The following is a 20,430-nucleotide window of genomic DNA, read 5'->3' on the forward strand; positions in this document are numbered from 1 at the left end:
GATTTGCCTTCACGTTCAAGGTTAATCGCCTTTTATAGTTATTTACAATGCCGGTTTCCTCTTACATTACTTGCGCCAGGCCTTACACTCGCCCTGACAGCAACACAATTACACTTCCCTGGATTGATTACGGTACTCCTTGGGGGACATCCCTGTCTGCTTCTGAAACACTTTAGTAAAATAACGCCGCTCCTGATAACCTACTCCGGAGCTAATCGCCGTGATGCTCTTGTCGCTGCTCGCCAGCATGAACTTGGCGGCTTCAATCCGCTGCTGAGTCACATATTCCACAAAGGTCATCGCAAAGCGGTTCTTGAACAACAGGCAGAAGTAGCTGCCGCTGATACCTATCTTGTTCGCGACTTCCTCTATGCCCAGATCATAATGCAGCCGCTCCGAAATATATTGTACTGCCAGATTCATCAACTGATCCGGTGTTTTTTTGACAGAATCGTCGGCTGCAGGCACTTCCTGAAACAGCGGAATGCTGTTGTACAGCTTATCCTTGTACTGCCTGCTGCGGATTTGCGTACCGATCTCCCGCACCTTGTTGCCAAGCTCCTCATAATGAATCGGCTTGCAGATATATTCCTTTACACCAAGGCGTATGGCTTCCCGGGCGTAATTAAATTCCTGGTAACCACTAAGCAGCAGTACCTCGCTCTCCAGTCCCATCTCCCGCAGCTTGCCGATGAACGTCAAGCCGTCCATCACCGGCATGCGGATATCGCATAGCACAAGGTCAGGCGCGTTCTCCTCGGCAATTCGTAAGGCTTCCATGCCGCTGCGGGCCATGCCGGCAACTTCCATCCCCATCTCCTGCCATGGCAGCACCTTGTTGAGATTGTTCAGTATAGGGGCTTCATCGTCAACCAATAATACTTTTAGCATAATGATCTTCTCCCTGCCCGTATTTAGGTATGACACAATGAATGATTGTTCCTTCACCGGGACTGGCACAGATGAATATCCCGTATCGGTCGCCGTATTCAATCCGGATACGGTCGGCCACACTGCGCACCCCAAGACCACGCCGCTCCGGATGAATGCCATGCTCCTGGTTCTGTCCCGCCTGCTCCGCAGATTCATGGATCATATACTGGAACATCGAGAGCTGGGCCGGAGTCATCCCGATTCCGTTATCCTCAATCTGCAGGATCAAGTTGCCGCGGTCTTCCCAGCCCTTTACAGTCACCTTGCCCTTGTATCCGATCCCCTCAAACCCGTGCTGGATACTGTTCTCCACCAGCGGCTGCAGTGTCAGCTTGAGGATACCGCAGCCCATAAGCCCTTCGGGGATGTCTATTTCATAATCAAATACATCCTCGAAGCGGAATTTCTGGATATCGAGATAATTGCGCAGGTGGGTGACTTCTTCTTCCAGTGTGATTTCATCCCTGTCCTGAATGCTGATCCGCAGAATGCTGGCTAGCCGGTAGACCATCTCGCTAACCTTGCGGCCTTCATTCTGTACAGCAAGCACATTGATCGACTCCAGCGTGTTGAACAGGAAATGCGGCTTGATCTGTGCCTGCAGAACCCGCATCTCAGCCTGATTCTTCCGCCTTTGCTCCAGATGAATCCGATTAAACAAGCCGTTGATTTTATCCATCAAATCGTTAAAGCCCTTCGCAAGCAATGTCATCTCGTCATTGCCCTTTTCCTCAACCCTTGAAGTAAGATCGCCATCCTCCACCCGCCGCATAAAGCGGACAATAACAGCAATCCCGCCCGTTATCCGGTTCATAAAGAACAAATTAAAGATGACGGCAGCCAGGAAGCAGAGAAAGATAACCCCGACAAACCAGCGGGCGAACACTGTAACCTCCCGTGACAATGAACCCCACGAGGTGATAGAAACGAGGCTCCATGGATATTCTTTCAAATGATAGACGGACAGAATACTTTTCTCCCCGTCGAACTGGGTTTTGAAGCTTTGAAAACCTTCCTTGAAGGTAATATTTTTCGCCGTAAACGACTGGAAATCCTGTCCGTCCAGCTTGCGGTCCGGATCCAGCAGAATCATTCCGTCATCGTTCACCAGCATGAAAGAGACCTTCTGGTTACTGTCCCCAATCTTCAAATTCCGGAATATGGATTCGAACTCCCAGTTCTTAATCTGCACGACCAGAATGCCGATGTCCTCAAAGAAGCTAAGCTCCTTCACTAGCCGGATCTGTGTGAACACTGCTTCTGTTCCTGTCAGTTCCGGATATTCATGCGGTGCCAGCCATTTCGGCACACCATTGAGCTTCATGACCTCCTGATAGAGAGCACTTCCTTTGAATTTATCGTAAGGGAGTGTGCGGAAATTTTCCTTGTTGAATACCGATACGATCTCCGAGCTGCCTTTACCGTTAAAATTGTACAGAAAGGCATAGCTGATCGAAGGGTGATTATACAGCAGACTACGGAAATTTCGCTGGCTGGCATTCAGGCTCAGCTGCTCAGCATCAGTCAGATCCTGTTTCGAAGGATCATCCGCGCTGAGCGCCATATGAAACACCGAGGTAGCAATTCCGTTGTCTGTCACGTTGTTCATGTCCTTAAAGACGCTGGAGATGCTGTAGCTGATCGCTTTAAGTGAATACTCGGACTGCTGGCTGTATTTCTTCTCAATTGAATTATAAGTAACGAAGAACATAATCATGCCAAGAATAAACAAGGGGATGATAATCAGGCCCAAAAATGCCGTAAATAATTTATAGCGCAAATTCATCGGCAGTGCTCCTGACTGTGAATAAGGTTATCCTTTTACGCTGCCTGCTGTTACGCCTTCAATAATTTTCTCCTGCAAAATGGCGTAAATAATAATGACCGGCAGCACACTGTAGACAATGCCTGCAGACATTTGCGCATAATTCATCTGATACTGATCGCGGAATTGGACCATTCCCACCGGAAGTGTGCGCAGCTCGTCATTCGAAAGAAAATAGTTAGCCAGCAAAAATTCATTCCAATTTCCCAGGAAATTAACAATGAATACTGTAACCATGGCGGGAACCGTCAGAGGTACAATAATTCTAGCAAAGATACCGGGAGCCTTCAAGCCATCCATAACTGCCGCTTCTTCAATTTCACTGGGCAACGAACGCATAAATGCGGCCAAAATAATAATCGTAAACGGTATTGCATTGGCAATATAAGGGATGATCAATGCCCAATGTGTATTCAGAATGTGCAGTTTGCGCACAATCGTATAAATCGGCAGCATCAGCGCATTGTTAGGAATAAGCATTCCAACCAGTACAAGCGAGAACAGGATACCGTTCCATTTGCCCTGCCGCATCCGTGTGACTGCAAAGGCAAACATCGACGCCAGCAAAATAGAAACAACGGAAGCCAACACTGAAATGTACAAGCTGTTAAAGAAGTAAGTGCTGATCTTGGCATTGACCCAGGCCTCCACATAGTTGGAGAAGGCAAATTCCTTCGGAATGCCAAATGGATTCAGGGCGATCGCGTTGTTGTCTTTCTTTACTGAAGAGAACAGGACGAACAGGAAAGGAAAAAGAATAACAAGCAGATATGACAACAGCACAACATGCGGCAGACTCTTTTTTAGGCGTGGCATCAGTATTCAATCCTTTCATTGCGCCGGGCAAACAGCAGATGATACAGCGCCGTAACCACAAGCGTGAATGCAAAGATCAGAACTGCGATGGCATTGCCGTAGCCGTATTTAAAATTGGTGATCGCGTATTTTATCATATAAGTTGCCATGACCTCAGTCGATCCAGCCGGGCCGCCTTTCGTCATCACGATGACGATATCCGCAGCCTTCATTGCACCAGCGATGGAGAGCATAATAACTACGGAAATGATCGGCACAATCAGCGGCAGTGTGATGCGTGTGGCACGCTGAAAGCCGGTAGCGCCGTCAATGGCCGCAGCTTCATCCAGTTCACTAGGAATGGATAGAATAGCCGCCAGCACCATAACAATGTAGAATCCGGTCCACTGCCAGGCATTCGTGATCAGAATGGACAGCATGGCAAACCGCTCATCCGACAGCCAGTACACCGGCTCAATGCCAACGAGACCAATCAGCTTATTAAAGAGACCAATATTGGGCTCATAAATAAATCCCCACAGAATGCCGATTACCGCAGTAGACATTATAGAAGGCATAAATACGGCTGTCTTGTAGAGTCCTTTCAGTTTCTTAACGTTGGCAATCAAAAGTGAAAAGAATACGATCAGGGGAACCTGCACGCACACGGAGAACAGGATAAACCAGCCGTTATTCTTCACCGAAACCCAGAAGCGTTCATCTCCAAGCGCTTTTTTGAAGTTAGTGAGGCCGGTGAATTTAACCGTATCCGATACTCCGTTCCAACTGGTGAAGCTGTAATAAAGTGAGCTGAAGATCGGATATATAAAGAACATGAAGAACAATACAAGTGCAGGAATAACAAACAGGATAAAGACCAATGGATTTCTGAGTGATTTATTCATGACTACCTCCGATTGCTTATACTATCTGGGAGCGATTAGGGCAGATTTTAAAAATGCACCCTGGAGCAAGCACCAGGGTACATAGAATTTACCGTTCCTATTCCACTGCTGCGTTAGCTTCTTCTTGAACTTTTTGCAGCGCCTCGCCCATTTTTTCAGGTGTTGTCTGTCCGCCGATCAGCTTCTGAATTTGAATGTTGCTGATCTCGGTGGTGACATCCGCTTGAACCAGAGAGTCAAAGGCAGGGAATGAAGACTGGGAATTATTCAGTACCGCTACGATTTCACTCATCAGATCATCGGTAATATTCTCGTTCAGGATTTTCTGATCAATCTTCATGGCCGGCAGCACTCCGTCCTCTACCAGACCGCGAAGCTGCATTTCTTCATTGTACATATTCTTGATAAAAGATTTCACTGCAGCCAGCTGACGCTCGTCATCTGCCGCTGAAGCCGAGAACCCGTAACCGTTGTTCACATCGCGCATCAGTGCCGTTTGGTCGCCTACCCCGCCGTCAACCGCCGGGATATTGAAGAATCCAACCTTGCCGATCAGACCTTCACCGGATTGTCCTGCTTTGAATACAGAGGATTTCCAAGTCCCATCATAGAGCAGAATGGCTTCGCCACTAGTGAACTGGGTGGTATACTCAGCATATTCGAAACCAAGCTCGCCTTTTTTGAAGTAGCCTTTATCTACCCATTCCTTGTATTTCGCAAAACCTTTCACTACATTAGCATCGCTCCATTTGGCTTCACCAGTCGCGAATTTAGCCGTTACATCCGGTCCGGCATAACGTGACCAGAGGTGGTTGGCCAGCATCAGTGGCACCCAGCCAGCCTTGGATGCGCCAGCCAGTGGTACTTTGCCATCAGCCTTAATATCGGCCAGTTGCTGCTCAAGCTCTGCAAAGGTCTTCGGAGCTTCCCAGCCCTTGCTGCCATAATATTCTTTATTATAGAAGAAACCTTCACCGGAACCGCCGATTGGCAATCCGTAAATTTTCCCTTCATAAGTGAATGGATCAAGATTCGAGAATTTATCTTTAATGCCCAATTCTTCGAGAATCGGGGTCAGGTCAAGCAATTTTCCTTCTTTGGCGTATATTTTGGAGTCAGGGCTCCCAAAGAGATCGAACACTGCCGGAGGATTGCCGGCGGCCATTTCACCGCGCAGCTTCTCTTTGCGGTTCACATCAGAATCTACACCATCCAGTTTGAATGTCAGGCCCGGCACTTCACTCTGAACCTTGCCTACCACATCCTCCAGAATAGCAAGACGTTTCTGCTTATCGGCACCAACCTGTGTATGACGGATCGTCATTTCGAAAGGCTCAGCGCTGGCAGGCTCATCAGTGGCAGCAGCATTGGTTGCAGCAGCTGAATTGCTTGGTGCTGCAGTTTCTCCATTGTTGCTTGACTTATTATTGTTGCCTCCACAACCAGCCAGCAAAGCAGAAGAGACAAAAACCAGGGACAACAGCATAGTCATACTTTTTCTCATTACGGGTGACCCTCCCTATTTATTAATTTCCCTTACAACTCTTATTATAAAAAACAGTGTGTGTAATCGTAAGGTTAAGATTCATCTACTATAGGGATAAAATACTCTAATGTAAGCGAATACATCTCTAATCATTCACATACCACGTTATTTATAGTTACATATGTTGAAAAATAATTCCATAGAAAATAGACCTTGCGTCATTAAACCTCTACACAAAATCATTCTCCCTGCAAAATATTCCCTTAATCTGCTGGAACATAACATGCCTTCTGTAAAATTGAAAAGCAAAAAAGCCGTTTCCGCAGTACATAAGCTACTGCAAGATACGGCTTCGGCTTCCTATAATAGGTATCATCACTTTACAAGTGCTGTCTCGTTGCGTCCTTCTTCAATCAGCCGGTAAGCGCGCTGCACTTCTTCATCGGTCGGTGAGGGTACCCCTTCTAGCTCATAGGGACGGCCAAGTTCTTGCCATTTATAAATCCCCATTTGGTGATAAGGCAGGATTTCAAACTTCTCTACCCCATTAAGCGTTCCAATGAATCGGCCGAGATTTAGCAAATCCTCTTCCTTATTATGAATGCCAGGAACGTACACGTGGCGGATCCACATTTTACGGTTATGATCTGACAACCAGCGGGCCAGCTTCAATGTACGATCATTCGACTTACCGGTCAGCTTAATATGCGCTTCATCATCGATATGCTTGAGATCAAGCAGCACAAGATCAGTAACATCGAGCAAATCGCTGATCTTCGAACCATCATTATAGCCATTTGTATCCAGTGTGGTGTGCAGATTCCAGCGCTGTTTCACTTCAGTGAACAGTTGTTTGACAAAATGCGCCTGCAGCGTTGGTTCGCCGCCAGATACGGTAAGCCCGCCACCTGAAGACTTATAATAATTCAGATAAGGTTCGATTTCCGCCAGCACTTCCTCGATGCTCATTTCTCTGCCTTCATTAAGACCCCAGGTATCCGGGTTATGACAATACTGGCATTTCAATAAGCAGCCCTGCATAAATAGAACAAAACGGATACCAGGCCCGTCTACGGTCCCGAACGTTTCTAAGGAATGTATATGTCCATTAGCCATATGATGACTTCCTTTCGAAAAGAACTTAAAATTTTAATTAATTTTTAGCAAGATTTTACCGCCCCCTGAATCAAGGGCGGTATCACCTCACTCCTATTACATCTTATACAAGAACTGTATTACACAGTTAATTTAATTACATTGTACCGTGGAATGTACGGTTGATAACATCCAACTGTTGTTCACGGGTCAGCTTGATGAAGTTAACAGCATAGCCGGATACACGAATGGTCAATTGAGGATAGTTCTCCGGATGATCCATAGCATCGATCAGTTGTTCACGGTTAAACACGTTAACGTTCAAATGCTGAGCGTTGTTGTGGAAGTATCCGTCCATCATGAATACCAGGTTGGACTTACGGGACTCTTCGTCTTTACCCAGCGCCTTAGGAACGATGGAGAACGTGTTGGAAATACCGTCTTGTGCCTCGGAATACGGCAGTTTGGCAACAGAGTTCAAGGAAGCCAGTGCGCCTTTCTTGTCGCGTCCGTGCATTGGGTTAGCACCTGGAGCGAACGGTTCACCTTTCTTACGTCCGTCAGGAGTAGTACCAGTCTTCTTACCGTAAACTACGTTCGAAGTAATGGTCAATACCGATTGAGTCGGCATAGCATCACGGTAAGTTTTGTGTTTGCGGATCATCGACATGAAGGTTTCAACCAGTTCAACCGCGATGTTGTCAACAGCATCGTCGTTGTTGCCGTAGCAAGGGAATTCACCTTCGGTTTCAAAGTCGATGGCGATGCCTTGTTCGTTGCGGATCGGTTTAACCTTTGCAAATTTAATTGCGCTCAGGGAGTCAGCAGCAACGGACAGGCCGGCGATACCGCAAGCCATCGTACGCAGAATGTCACGGTCATGCAGCGCCATTTCGATGCGTTCGTAGGAATATTTGTCATGCATGTAGTGAATGATGTTCAGGGTGTTGACATAAGTCTTAGCCAGCCACTCCATCATCGGTTTGAAGCGTTTCATTACTTCGTTGTAATCCAGATATTCGGAAGTGATCGCAGGGAATTCAGGTCCAACTTGTACGCCTGATTTCTCGTCTACTCCACCATTGATCGCGTACAGCAAAGCTTTTGCCAGGTTGGCGCGGGCGCCGAAGAACTGCATTTGTTTACCAATGCGCATTGGGGATACGCAGCAAGCAATTGCGTAATCTTCACCCCAATATGGACGCATTACATCGTCATTCTCATATTGGATAGCGCTGGTTTCGATGGAAACCTTGGCACAATACTTCTTGAAGCCTTCAGGCAGTCTTTCGGACCACAGAACCGTCAAGTTAGGCTCTGGAGCAGGTCCCAGGTTGTACAGGGTATGCAAGAAGCGGAAGCTGTTCTTAGTTACGCGTGTTGTTCCGTCTTCAGCCATACCACCGATGGATTCCGTTACCCAAGTAGGGTCACCGGAGAACAGTTCATTATAGTCAGGCGTACGCAGGAATTTCACAATACGCAGTTTCATTACGAAATGGTCAACGATTTCTTGTGCTTGTTCTTCAGTAAGTGTACCTTCTTCAAAATCGCGCTGTGCATAGATGTCGAGGAAGGAGGATACACGTCCCAGGGACATTGCAGCACCGTTTTGTTCTTTTACTGCTGCCAGATAACCGAAGTATACCCATTGAGTAGCTTCTTTGAAGTTGTTCGCCGGTTTGGAAATATCAAGACCGTGAGCGGCAGCCATTTCTTTCAGCTCACCCAGAGCGCGGATTTGTTCCGACAGCTCTTCGCGCAACCGGATTACTTCTTCAGTCATGGAATCAACTTCAAGCTCCGTTAATTGTTGTTTCTTGTCTTTGATCAGGAAGTCAATACCGTACAGGGCAATGCGGCGGTAGTCACCGATAATACGTCCGCGGCCGTAAGCATCAGGAAGACCTGTAATAACGCCGGATTTACGCACCGCTCTCATGTCAGGTGTATATGCATCAAATACGCCTTGGTTATGCGTTTTGCGGATATTCGTAAACATTTCGACAATGTTGTTCGGAAGCTCGAAGCCATATGCTTTGGTGGCATCGATCATCATCTTAATACCGCCGAACGGTTGAATAGAACGTTTGAAAGGAGCGTCAGTCTGTACGCCTACAATTTGTTCCTTGTCCTTGTCGATGTAGCCTGGCTTGTGGGAAGTGATGGTGGAGACAGTATCCAGGGAAACGTCCCATACGCCGCCTCTTTCTCTTTCTTCCTTGCTCAGCTGGGAGATAATCTTCCACAGTTCAGTAGTGTTGCTGGTAGGACCCACAAGGAAATCTTCGTTTCCTTCATAAGGCTTGATGTTTTTGGAAATAAATTCGTTAACGTCGACTTTTCTGGCCCATTTACCTTTTGTAAAACTTCTCCAACTCGACTTCACTTCTTGTACATCTTTTTCAATCACCGACATGCTAAATCCCTCCATTTATATTTATTATATTTGTAGAGATCGCGGGCTTGAAGGTTAATCCCGTGTCTCGTGATCCCAAAGATATGGTTGTAATTAAATTCACAATCGCGTCTTCATAACTGGGACCGTTCTTTATATAAACATTTTAGTTTATTTTCTGAAAAAGGACTGTGACAAATATCACCTTTCCGGTGATATTTGTCACTGCCATCCCCTTCCATATTAACCTATAACCTTATCCTTTGCTAAGCAATCACCAATTAGTTGTCGAATTTTCCGTAGAATGCGTTGCGGTATACATCAGCAAGTTCAGTAACCAGCGGCAGTTTAGGGTTGGCAGTAGTACATTGATCTTCAAATGCACGGTCAGCCAGATAGTCTACGCGGGATTCGAAATCCTTAGGATCAAAGCCGAGTTGTTGGAACGACTCTTCAATGCCCAATTTTTTGTTCATGTCGCGGATTGCATTGATCAGGCTGGTTACGCCTTCTTCGGTAGTGCGTGCAGGCAATCCCAGAATACGGGCGATTTCAGCATAACGTTCGTCAGCTACAAAGTGCGAATATTTAGGGAACGAAGCAAACTTCGTTGGTTTCTTGGCATTGTAACGGATAACGTGCGGCATCAGGATGGCATTGGTACGTCCATGAGCCGTGTGGTATTGACCGCCCCATTTGTGCGCCAAGCTGTGGTTGATGCCCAGGAATGCATTGGCAAATGCCATACCAGCCAGCGTCGATGCGTTGTGCATTTTTTCGCGGGCAAGTTTGTCGCCTTCAAGTGCGGATTTCTCCAGGTATTGGAATACCAGCTGGATAGCTTTGATAGCCAGACCATCGGAGTAGTCACTTGCCATAACGGAAACATAGGCTTCAATCGCATGTGTCAATACGTCCATACCTGTATCGGCAACAGCAGTCTTAGGCAAGCTATATACAAACTCAGGGTCGATGATCGCTACGTCCGGAGTCAGCTCGTAGTCTGCAAGCGGATATTTAGTATTATTTGCAGTAGTTTTGTCAGTAATAACCGCGAAAGAGGTTACTTCCGAACCTGTACCCGATGTTGTTGGAATAGCTACAAATTTCGCTTTGTTGCCTAGCTTAGGGAATTTGTATACCCGTTTGCGGATATCCATGAACTTTTGTTTCAGACCGTTAAAGTCAGCATCCGGGTGTTCATAGAACAGCCACATTCCTTTTGCAGCATCCATTGGGGAACCGCCGCCAAGTGCGATGATGCAGTCCGGCTGGAATCTGTTCATCATAGCTGTACCTTTTTCCACGGTAGTTGTCGATGGATCCGGTTCAACTTCCGAGAACACTTCGATCGCTACAGGAGTCTGGCGTTGACGCAGGTAGTGCTCTACTCTTTCTACATAACCCAGTTTAACCATCATAGGGTCAGTGATAATTGCTACGCGGGTAATATCAGGCATTTTGGCCAGGTATTGAGTGGATCCCTTTTCGAAATAAATCTTATCAGGCACCTTAAACCATTGCATATTCACGGTACGACGGTTCACCCTTTTCACATTGATCAGATTGATGGCAGTTACGTTTTGCGATACCGAGTTGCGTCCATAAGATCCGCAGCCCAGAGTCAACGAAGCGATATTTGTATTGTAAATGTCGCCGATGGCGCCATGTGTTGAAGGCGAGTTAACAAGAATACGTCCAGTTTGCAGACGGTTCGAGAACTTCATGATAACTTCTTCATTGTTGGAATGGATCGCCGAGCTGTGTCCCATACCGCCGAATTCGACGACTTGAGCTGCGCGTTCAATCCCTTGGTCAGCGTTCTTAACCTTGTAGCAAGCCAGAACCGGGCTAAGTTTCTCAGCGGACAGCGGGTACTTGGTGCCTACGCCTTCGAGTTCAGCTACCAGAATCTTCGTTCCGGCAGGAACCTGGATACCGCACATTTCAGCGATCTTCACAGCGGATTGACCTACGATTGCCGGGTTAACCGCACATTTTTCTACATTCATTGCGCCGTTAGTCAGCTTAGCAGCTTCTTCTTTATTTACAAAGTAGCAGCCATTTGCGATCATTTTCTTTTTCACTTGGTCAAAAATCGCTTCTTCAATAATAACAGCCTGCTCGGAAGCACAAATCATACCATTGTCGAAAGTCTTAGAAAGAATAAGGTCGGTAACCGCTTGGTCGATATCAGCACTTTTCTCAATGAAGGCAGGTACGTTACCAGGGCCTACGCCGAGAGCCGGTTTACCGCAGCTGTATGCCGCTTTAACCATTGCAGATCCGCCTGTTGCCAGGATAAGAGCGACGTCCGGATTGTTCATCAATGCGTTTGTTTTGTCCATTGTCGGAAGCTCAATCCATTGGATACAGTTCTCAGGAGCGCCTGCTTTCACAGCTGCATCATGAAGAATTTTTGCTGCTGCGGCACTACATTCTTGCGCTGATGGATGGAAACCGAATATAATAGGATTACGTGTCTTAGCGGCAATCAGTGCTTTAAACATCGTTGTGGATGTTGGGTTGGTTACCGGTGTGATACCCATTACGATTCCGACCGGCTCCGCAATTTTTTGGAAGCTGTCATATTTATTATCTTCAACGACGCCTACTGTTTTGTCGTATTTAATTCCGTGCCAGATATATTCAGTTGAGAAGATGTTCTTCGTAATTTTGTCTTCGTATACACCGCGTCCTGTTTCTTCTACAGCCAATTTTGCCAGGTACATATGCTTGTCGAGCCCAGCCAATGCCATTGCATGAACGATTGTGTTAACTTGCTCTTGATCCAGGGCCATGTATGCTTCTTGAGCTTTCTTTGCTTTATCCACCAAAATCTGAATATACTCTTCAGCGGTGGTTTGTTTCACTTGGGCGGCGACTTCGTTTTTAACTGCCATCTCCCTCGTCCTCCTGTCAATTTTTAGTTGTTTTTCTCTACACGTTTATCTTATCACATCCTCTCCAACATTTAAAGTGAAATCTTTCACAAAGTATAAAGTTTTTTTTGATTTGTTTTCAAAGCGCTTTCATTTAATCATATTCAGGTATTATTTCCATTTTATATGGTATAATTCGTTTATATTTGTCCAATCTGCGAACAGCAAAATAAGGACTCTAACCGTATGAACCCGTTATAGGGCTTCATAAAGCATTTTTTTGCTATTTATTGCTAATTACATCTATATTTCTTTATCTCATTCCTCCCGCCTTATCCTTGATTTCCTCCTCCCTCACCTAACCTTTGGAGAACTATTTACAGCAAAAAGACAGGGGAACAACGTCCCCTGCCTCTTCCGCTTTTTACATTTCATTTATAAAAATTCCCATTTTATAAACTTCCTACTCTACTTTAATAGTATCAAAGAATTTCTCCTGCACAGTTTTGGCAGCAGCATCAAGCTGTGCTTTGGAGTCGGTTCCTTTTTTGGAGAATAGCTCCTGAATCACATTGGACAGGGTTGCATAATAATCTTGAGTATTGTACTGTGCTTCCGGTTTGCCGTCCAAGAGGGCCATAATATCCGGGTTATATTGGTACACGATATCGGAATACTTGTCATATACCGCTTTGGTCTTCTTGCCGAACTCGGAATCTGCAGCATAGTAGTCCAGAAGCGGCGGGATGAAGTATTTGCCGTCCGCTTTACGCTGCTGCAGAATAGCGTCGAGCGCATCGAGACCTTTATCGGAGAAATAATCAAAGGTAATGTAACGGAACGCCATCTCCTGCTCGTCTTTTGTAGCGTTAGGATTGATGACCAGATAGTCTCCGCCAAGTACTCCGGTATGCTTGCCGCCTTTTTCAAAAGCAGGCATCGGATAGGTCAGCACATCTGCAGGCTTCAATCCCCCTTGGTTCAGCGCTTGCTCAATAACTCCGTCGGAACCCGCCATTACCATGGCCGTACGTCCTTGTTGGAATGCACCTACAGCATCACCCCAGCCAAGTGCCCAATCCTGAGGAATGGCTTCTGCTTCCCATCTCAGCTTCTTGTAGAAGTCCAGCGCTTTCACACCTGCATCGGAGTTGAAGGTTGCAACAACCTTGCCGCCTTCAACTTTTTGAATTTCTCCGCCCGCTTCGAACAGGAAGTTGGTCCAGTTCCAGCCTGCTTCATTGCCTTTGCCCATAGGTGCAATACCGGAAATTCCTTTTTTGGCATCTGCTGCACCTTTGGCTGTATTTAGCATATCATCCCAGGTCCAATCCATTGCAGGCACCGCTACACCTTTGTCATCCAGCATTTTTTTATTGATCATTGTCGTGGTAACATAACCCTTCTGTGTTACCCCATAGACTTTACCGTCAATAATGAACTGGTTCTGCAGCACCGGATTGATCTGATCCTTGTATTCATATTTGTTCCAAAGATCGGTAATATCGGCAACCCAGCCTTTTTCAATCAGGAATTTGGCTTCTGTAGCATAAGTGTTGAAGAAGGTCGGCGCTTCATTCGCAGCCATCTTCACACCGATTTCACTTACGTTGTACTGCCAGTCGTCTTTAACGATCTCGACGTTCGGATACTCTGCCTGGAAGCGTTTGATCCGGTCATCTTCCTGTGCCCTCATTTCTGTCAAGTCCGGCGTAGGATAGTGAATTTTGATCGTTACTTTTCTCTGAGTGATATCATCCACGGGCGCATCCGTTGGAGCAGCAGTTTTATCCGCTGTATCAGTAGTAGCTGCCGGTGAAGCTTCCCCTCCCTTATTCCCCTGTGCATTTCCGTTGTTGTTATTGTTGCCGCCGCAGGCGGATAACAACGAGCCGGTCACAAGAAGACAGGCTAAAACGCTGGAATATTTACGCATTGAAACTCCCCTTTTCAATTCATACTTAGCTAACAAAATCATCATAAAAGAGAAATCGCTTACAAACGAGGTGTATTTATATTCTTTATGTGTGCATGTTTACGATCTCTGCATAGAAGAAGTCATATTCTGATTCAGCCCTTAACCGCTGACAGCGCGACCCCGCGCATAATGAATCTCTGAAAAATCAGGAAGACCAAAATTGGCGGCAGCGAGACTAGAAAAAGAATAGCGAACTTGATATTAGTATTGAGCGCCTTGACGTTGATCACATATTTATAGATCGATGTCGCAAGTGTATATTTGTCCTCACTATGCATGACGAGCGATGGCCAGAACCAGTCATTCCAGGCTGTCGAGAAGATATAGATCGCCAGTGTGGCGAAGATTGGAATGGACAATGGTACGGCGATTGAGAAGAAGCTTCGCGGTTCCGAGGCACCATCAATCCGCGCAGCTTCAAAAATCTCAGGATGGAGCCCGTCAAAAAAGTTCTTCAGGAGCAGGAAATAAAACGTATTCGCCCCGGCAGGAAGCCAGAAAGCTGCATACTGGTTCAGGAGTCCGAGTTCCTTAAGATTGACAAAGTTCGGGATCATATAGCTGGTCGCCGGAATAAACAGCGTCATCAGGAAGAAGAAATAGAAAACTCTCTTGAACGGCACATTCATCCGCGAGATACTGAAAGAAGCAAGACCGAGCACAACCAGGGTCATAATCATATTCCCGACAAAAATATAAATCGTGTTCCTGAGGAATTTCAGCAGGTCAATGTAATCCAGCGCATCTTTCAGGTTGGCGAAATGCCATTCCTGGGGGAAAAAATGCGGCGGGAACGAGTTGACCTCCTGATTGGATTTCAGGCCGTTGAACATCGTCATCAGGATGGGATACAGCATGGTAAAGATCATAATTAGAATGAAAAACACCATAATTCTGTAGACGATTTTGTTGCTTGTTTTCTTCAAATCATGTTCGGAAAGAATCCCTCTCTCTGCGCTCTTCATCTTAATTGTCCTCCTTATTCAGCTTGAACTGTAAAATGCCCAAACCGCCGAGGACAACAAACATCAGCATGCCCAGTGCAGTCGCGGTTCCATAATCCAGTCTGGTAAATGCATACTTCACAATTAGCAGAGCATAGGTCAGCGTCGTCTTATTGGGTCCGCCGTCAAGCAATGCCAGCTGTGATTGGTATCCCTGGGAAGTCGCGATGACCTGCAGGATCAGCATCAGGATAATCAGATTGCGCAGTGAAGGAAGTGTGATATGGCGGATACGGGCCCAGACACCGGCACCGTCAATTTCCGCAGCTTCATACCAGTCGCGTGGAATACTGAGCACGGCTGCCAGATAAATCAGCATCCCGGAGCCGAACTGCTGCCAGGTTTCCATGAACACCAGTGAGATCATCGACCACCTGCTGTCCGTCAGAAACGGGATCTGATCTGCACCCATCGTGCCCAGCAAGGCATTGATCGGGCCCACGGGATCATACAGCCATCTCCACAGCCCATATAGCACTACGGCCGGCATAACATAAGGCAGATAAGCCGCAACGCGTACAAAACCGCCGAATTTTCTAAGTTCCGAGATAGCAATAGCAAAAGCAATCGGTACCCAAAAGCCTATAACCAGACAGAGTCCCATATAGTAGACTGTATTTTTGACGGCAATCAGAACATCAGGGTCCGTGAGGGCTCTCGCATAATTGTCCATGCCGGCAAAGGTATTGCCTTTAACAAAATCTACAGTATAGAAGCTGTACAAAAATCCTTTAAAAATAGGTACCCACATAAACATGATAAAGATGATGATTGCTGGCAGGAGGAACATATAGCCCCAAAAGTTTTTTTTCCAGCGGTTCTGTTTGTACGGTTTGTTCTCGAGCTTCGCCGGCAGCCCCTCGTGTAACGCAGCGGTCTGGTTCATCTAGCTCCCTCATTCCTTTCGTCTTCAGCACTTTGACAAAGTGCTTCCTACCTTAATTGTAGGAAAGGCGGGGGAGGCTGAACATGTCTATATCTACCGAAGTAGTAAGCGTTCTTACTTCTTCAATTCACTAGGGCTGATTCCATAATATTTTTTGAAAATCTTGCTGAAATGCTCCGGTGATTCGTAGCCGACCCGCTCGGCAATCTCATAACGGCGCAGGTCCGTATGCAGAATCATCTCCCGGCTGTCCTCCATCCGCAGCTTAATAACATATTCCCACAGGTTATGGCCCGTATTTTTTTTGAACAGATAGCTTAAATAATTGGGGCTGACATGATTTTTTTTGGCTACCTCGTGAATGGTCAAGCCCTTCTGGGCGTAATTCCCGTCGATATATTCCTTGGCCTTCTGCACGATCAGATTGCTGCGTGTATGCAGTTCCTCTGCAGAGGGGTCAGCGGTATAATTGTTCCAATTGAAATCTCCGTAGTAGAACACATAATGATCGTTATGTTCCTTGTTCCACAGAATAGCCTTGGAAGCCTGACGGTTCAGCACCTCCATGAACGACAATCCCTTGAGAATCTGACTGATCCCGATCACCACGTTCAGATGCAGATATTTATGGATATTAAAATGCAGACTGCGGCCGAGCATATCCAGCCTGCCCACTTGGCCTGCCGCCGATTCCTCGTAGCTTTTCTCATCCCACTGGATGATAACGGTAATTTCTTCCCCGGGAGAATAAAAAGCGATGGAGTTCCACTCCTGATCCAGCAGCTCTTTGGCGATGTTAAGCACACCGTAACGCAGCAAGCCGCTATCGCGGGCATTGTACTTCTTGCCCAGTCCTACTCCCGGAAGCTTGAGCTTGATGACCGAGAAATAAGGCCCCTTCATCTGCAGTTCATCCAGATTGCGCATCCCTTCCTCATTGCCTAACACAATGCCCGGATCAGCGAGCAGCGCATTCAATAGCTGGCTGTATGCCGGAAGCGGCTCCTCAAGCCGGAAGCTGTCGCCGATACCGCTCATTAAAGTCGCCAGCTCCGGTGATGGCTTATCCATCTTGAGCAGCACATTGCGTACCGAGTCGAGAAACTGCTCACTGTTCAGCGGTTTAATCAAATAATCCTTAGCTCCCAGCCTTACGGCCATTTGGGCATATTGAAAGGTTTCATGGGCAGAAATGACGATGGTCTGCACCCAGGGTTTCGCCAGCTTCGCATGCTGCATCAGTTCAATGCCGCTCATCGCTCCCATCTGGATATCGGTAACAAGCAGATCAATCTCTTCCATGCGGACGCAATCCAAAGCCTCAAAACCGCTGCCCGCGGTATAGATATGACCGATATCCAGCCCAGAGGAAGCAAGCAGGCTGCTAAGTCCTTTGCAAATGAGCGGTTCATCGTCCACAACCAAAATATTGAACATATGCAGATTCCCCTTTCTATTCCTGATTCTCCGACTTCGGAAGCTTGACGGTTACTACCGTCCCGCCCTCCCGGCGCGGCGCATAACTGATTCCATAATCAGGACCAAAATGCAAATGCACGCGTTGATTAATATTGCGGATGCCATAGCCGCTGGCAGGGTTCGGACTCTCATCGTTCAGCACCTGTATAATCGCCTCATAGTCGACCTGCTTATATCCGTTGTCTTCAATTGTGATTTGGATGAAGTCATCCTGCGCGCTTGCGCAGATGATAATCTCTCCGTCCTCATCCATGTTTTTGACACCGTGTATGATGGCATTCTCAATCAAAGGCTGCAAAGTGATCTTGGGAATCAGATTTCTTTTGGTGTCCGGCTCAATTCTCCAGATAACAGCAAAAACATAATCATAGCGGTGCTGCTGCAGTTTGATATAGGCACTGGCATGCTCTAGTTCTTCTTCCAGCGTAATCAGTTCCCTGCCCCGGCTCAGGCTGATCTTCATCAGCTTGGATAACTCCTTGATCATTTCCGCCGATTCCACGTTACCTTCCAGCGAGCTTTTCCAGTAGATGCTCTCCAGCGTGTTATACAACAAATGCGGATTGATCTGCTGATAAAGCAGCTGCAGCTGGGATTCTTTCTGTTTCAGCTCCATTTGGTATTTATACATAATCAAGCCGTTTAACCTGCGGGCCATATCATAGGTCGAGGAGATCAGGACGCTGACTTCGTCGTTGGTTCCTCTTCTGGGGGTTTCGGGCACACGGTTCCCCGGTTCAAATTTCCGGACGAAAAAGGCCAGCTTCTGCAGCGGTGTCATTAGGGAACGCCAAAAATAGGTGATGATGATAATCCCGAATAGCGCATAGGCGACCGTTATGTATTGAATGACCTGCTTCATTTCATTCTGCTGCTGCAGCAGCGCTTTTACCGGAACCTTATAAACCAGCTTCTGCCCCAGCATATGATTGTTGTTCACAACATAAATGAAATCATCTGTAATCACATCCCGCGTCCCTTCGGGATTTCCGCTCTCTGCCCCCTCCGGCAGCTTAATCACTTCACCGGTGGAATTTGCAGTGGACGCCAGCACACGGTTGCTCATATCCGTTAAGTAAATTTCTCCGTCAGGCAGAGAGATGGATTTCAATGATTCGCCGATCTTGGATTCCATCTTGGTCACCACCAGCACGCCTATCGTCCCTGATCCCCTATAAATGTTGTTGACCGCTCTGACGTAGGTAAGTGTCTTCATATTTTCCGCCTGCGGACTGAGTCTTTCCGTAAACATGAGATATCCCCGGCCCTTCTCATGCACCACCTGATCGAACCAATACGGCTCCTCCCCTGTGGAGAAAAAATAAACGCCTGCTTTCTTCACCTGCGGGAAGTTGGGTGCGAAAAAGTAATAGTTATCCGGATCGTACACATAGAGAGAGTAGAAGATTCCGTCGCCGTGTTCGGCTCCCTGTGAATAACTCCCCAGGAGTTTTTCAATTGTTTCATAACGTTCGACCCGCTCCAATACCGTATCATCCCCTTGCATATTCAGCTGCTGCAGGATCGGGTTCTGGATGACCGTCGTAGTGATTTTGTTAACTGTATCAATGTCCCTGTTAATGATTGCAAAATTCTGTTTATTCAGCTCTACATAAGCATTGGTGACATGCCGCTTCAGAATCTCCTCCGCCTTGTAATTTCCGTAGCTGTTCAGGATCAGTATAGGTGAGACCATAATCAGAAACAGCAGGATCAGCTGCTGCTTAACATTCAGCCTGACGAGCGGCTTCATAAGTGCAGACAACATCTGGATACACCTCCAGTTTCAATAATATATCAAGTGAATAAGCGCTTACATATGTTTATTTTAAAGTTTATTATGGGTATTTGTATGCAATTTCTCCGGTGGGCAGACAAAAAAAGGAACTGTCACAGGACAGTTCCCTTGCATTGCCTTATAGCTAAATATTAGCGCTGTTTGGTATAGCCGTTCAGTTGCAGCCAGGAAGCGCATGCCTCTGTCCAAGTGCGGGTATGAGGTTCTTCATCCGCCAGGCCGAGCCCATGTCTCCCGTGCGCGTATACATGGAGATCGAACGGAATATGATGACGTTCTAATTCGGCGGCGAACAGCAGGCTGTTCGCTACAGGTACTGAACCGTCATCTGAGGTGTGCCAGAGGAAGGTCGGCGGAGTGTCCGCTGTTACTTGCAGTTCACTGCTGAGCAGCTTGACCAGCTCCTCCTCCGGAGTCTCACCCAGCAGATTGGCTCTGGAGCCTTGATGAGCTGCCGCGGCGTACATGGTGATCACCGGGTAACACAGAATCATAAAGTCCGGGCGGCTGGACTGACGGTCCAGCGGTTCGGCCGCCCCGGCATTTTCCCGGTCAAACGAAACTCCAGTGGTCGAAGCGAGATGCCCGCCGGCAGAGAAGCCCAGGATTCCAAGTTTACCGGGATCAATTCCGTATTCGCCAGCACGGAAACGGATTGTGCGCAGCGCTCTTTGGGCGTCTTGCAGCGCGCTTGGATATTGATACGGCGCCACACGATAGCGCAGTACAAAGGCTGAGATTCCAAGTGTATTCAGCCACTCGGCTATCGGCTCCCCTTCATGATATGCCCGCATGCCGTAGCCGCCACCCGGGCATATCAATACTGCAGCATTGTGCTTTCCTTCTACCAGATACGGCGTAATCGCCGGACGGTCCTCATCGGTACTTCCCAGAGCTCCCGGAGCTCCCTCCGGCCATAACAACAACGTTTCCATCTGCATCCCTCATACTTTCCTTCTATAATAG

Annotated in this window: 14 protein-coding genes; all 14 read right to left on the bottom strand. The window is 47.1% G+C overall.

Annotated features, from left to right (window positions below):
* Nucleotides 1-108: 108 nt before the first annotated feature.
* Nucleotides 109-891 (bottom strand): response regulator transcription factor, encoded by a 783-nt coding sequence (locus NST99_RS23595; RefSeq protein ID WP_341094813.1) that lies wholly within the window; start codon nt 889-891, stop codon nt 109-111.
* Entirely contained in the window at nt 869-2,719 is a 1,851-nt protein-coding gene (locus tag NST99_RS23600) for a cache domain-containing sensor histidine kinase (protein WP_341094814.1), read from the bottom strand. Before NST99_RS23600 ends, NST99_RS23595 begins: the two co-directional genes overlap by 23 nt.
* A gap of 27 nt (nt 2,720-2,746) precedes the next feature.
* On the bottom strand, nt 2,747-3,574 hold the full coding sequence (locus NST99_RS23605) for a carbohydrate ABC transporter permease (RefSeq protein ID WP_038594962.1): 828 nt from the start codon (nt 3,572-3,574) through the stop codon (nt 2,747-2,749).
* Nucleotides 3,574-4,458: a carbohydrate ABC transporter permease gene (locus NST99_RS23610; RefSeq protein WP_038594963.1), complete on the bottom strand. Its 885-nt coding sequence runs from the start codon at nt 4,456-4,458 to the stop codon at nt 3,574-3,576. Before NST99_RS23610 ends, NST99_RS23605 begins: the two co-directional genes overlap by 1 nt.
* Nucleotides 4,459-4,555: 97 nt before the next feature.
* Complete coding sequence (locus NST99_RS23615) at nt 4,556-5,962, bottom strand: extracellular solute-binding protein (RefSeq protein WP_341094817.1); 1,407 nt, start codon at nt 5,960-5,962, stop codon at nt 4,556-4,558.
* Between the two features lie 357 nt (nt 5,963-6,319).
* Nucleotides 6,320-7,060 carry a pyruvate formate-lyase-activating protein gene (gene pflA / locus NST99_RS23620; protein WP_341094819.1) on the bottom strand — a complete coding sequence of 247 codons (741 nt, stop codon included), beginning with the start codon at nt 7,058-7,060 and terminating at the stop codon, nt 6,320-6,322.
* Nucleotides 7,061-7,196: 136 nt separating this feature from the next.
* Nucleotides 7,197-9,458 carry a formate C-acetyltransferase gene (gene pflB, locus NST99_RS23625; protein ID WP_341094820.1) on the bottom strand — a complete coding sequence of 754 codons (2,262 nt, stop codon included), beginning with the start codon at nt 9,456-9,458 and terminating at the stop codon, nt 7,197-7,199.
* 260 nt (nt 9,459-9,718) lie between these two features.
* The gene (gene adhE, locus NST99_RS23630) at nt 9,719-12,340 is read right to left on the bottom strand and encodes a bifunctional acetaldehyde-CoA/alcohol dehydrogenase (RefSeq protein ID WP_341094821.1); all 2,622 of its coding nucleotides are present in this window, start codon (nt 12,338-12,340) and stop codon (nt 9,719-9,721) included.
* A gap of 442 nt (nt 12,341-12,782) precedes the next feature.
* Nucleotides 12,783-14,255, bottom strand: coding sequence for an ABC transporter substrate-binding protein (locus tag NST99_RS23635; protein WP_341094822.1), 1,473 nt, complete (start codon nt 14,253-14,255; stop codon nt 12,783-12,785).
* 134 nt (nt 14,256-14,389) lie between these two features.
* Nucleotides 14,390-15,262, bottom strand: a complete 873-nt coding sequence (locus NST99_RS23640) for a carbohydrate ABC transporter permease (protein ID WP_341094823.1) — start codon at nt 15,260-15,262, stop codon at nt 14,390-14,392.
* A 1-nt stretch (nt 15,263) separates the two neighbouring features.
* A complete protein-coding gene (locus NST99_RS23645; protein ID WP_341094824.1) occupies nt 15,264-16,187 on the bottom strand; it encodes a carbohydrate ABC transporter permease in 924 nt (307 codons plus the stop codon).
* Between the two features lie 114 nt (nt 16,188-16,301).
* Nucleotides 16,302-17,624: a response regulator gene (locus NST99_RS23650; RefSeq protein WP_341094826.1), complete on the bottom strand. Its 1,323-nt coding sequence runs from the start codon at nt 17,622-17,624 to the stop codon at nt 16,302-16,304.
* A gap of 16 nt (nt 17,625-17,640) precedes the next feature.
* Nucleotides 17,641-19,434, bottom strand: a complete 1,794-nt coding sequence (locus NST99_RS23655; protein WP_341094828.1) for a cache domain-containing sensor histidine kinase — start codon at nt 19,432-19,434, stop codon at nt 17,641-17,643.
* A 161-nt stretch (nt 19,435-19,595) separates the two neighbouring features.
* Nucleotides 19,596-20,399, bottom strand: coding sequence for an alpha/beta hydrolase (locus NST99_RS23660; RefSeq protein WP_341094829.1), 804 nt, complete (start codon nt 20,397-20,399; stop codon nt 19,596-19,598).
* Nucleotides 20,400-20,430 lie beyond the last annotated feature (31 nt).

This window comes from Paenibacillus sp. FSL L8-0470, assembly GCF_038008625.1.
Classification (GTDB): Bacteria; Bacillota; Bacilli; order Paenibacillales; family Paenibacillaceae; genus Paenibacillus_AQ.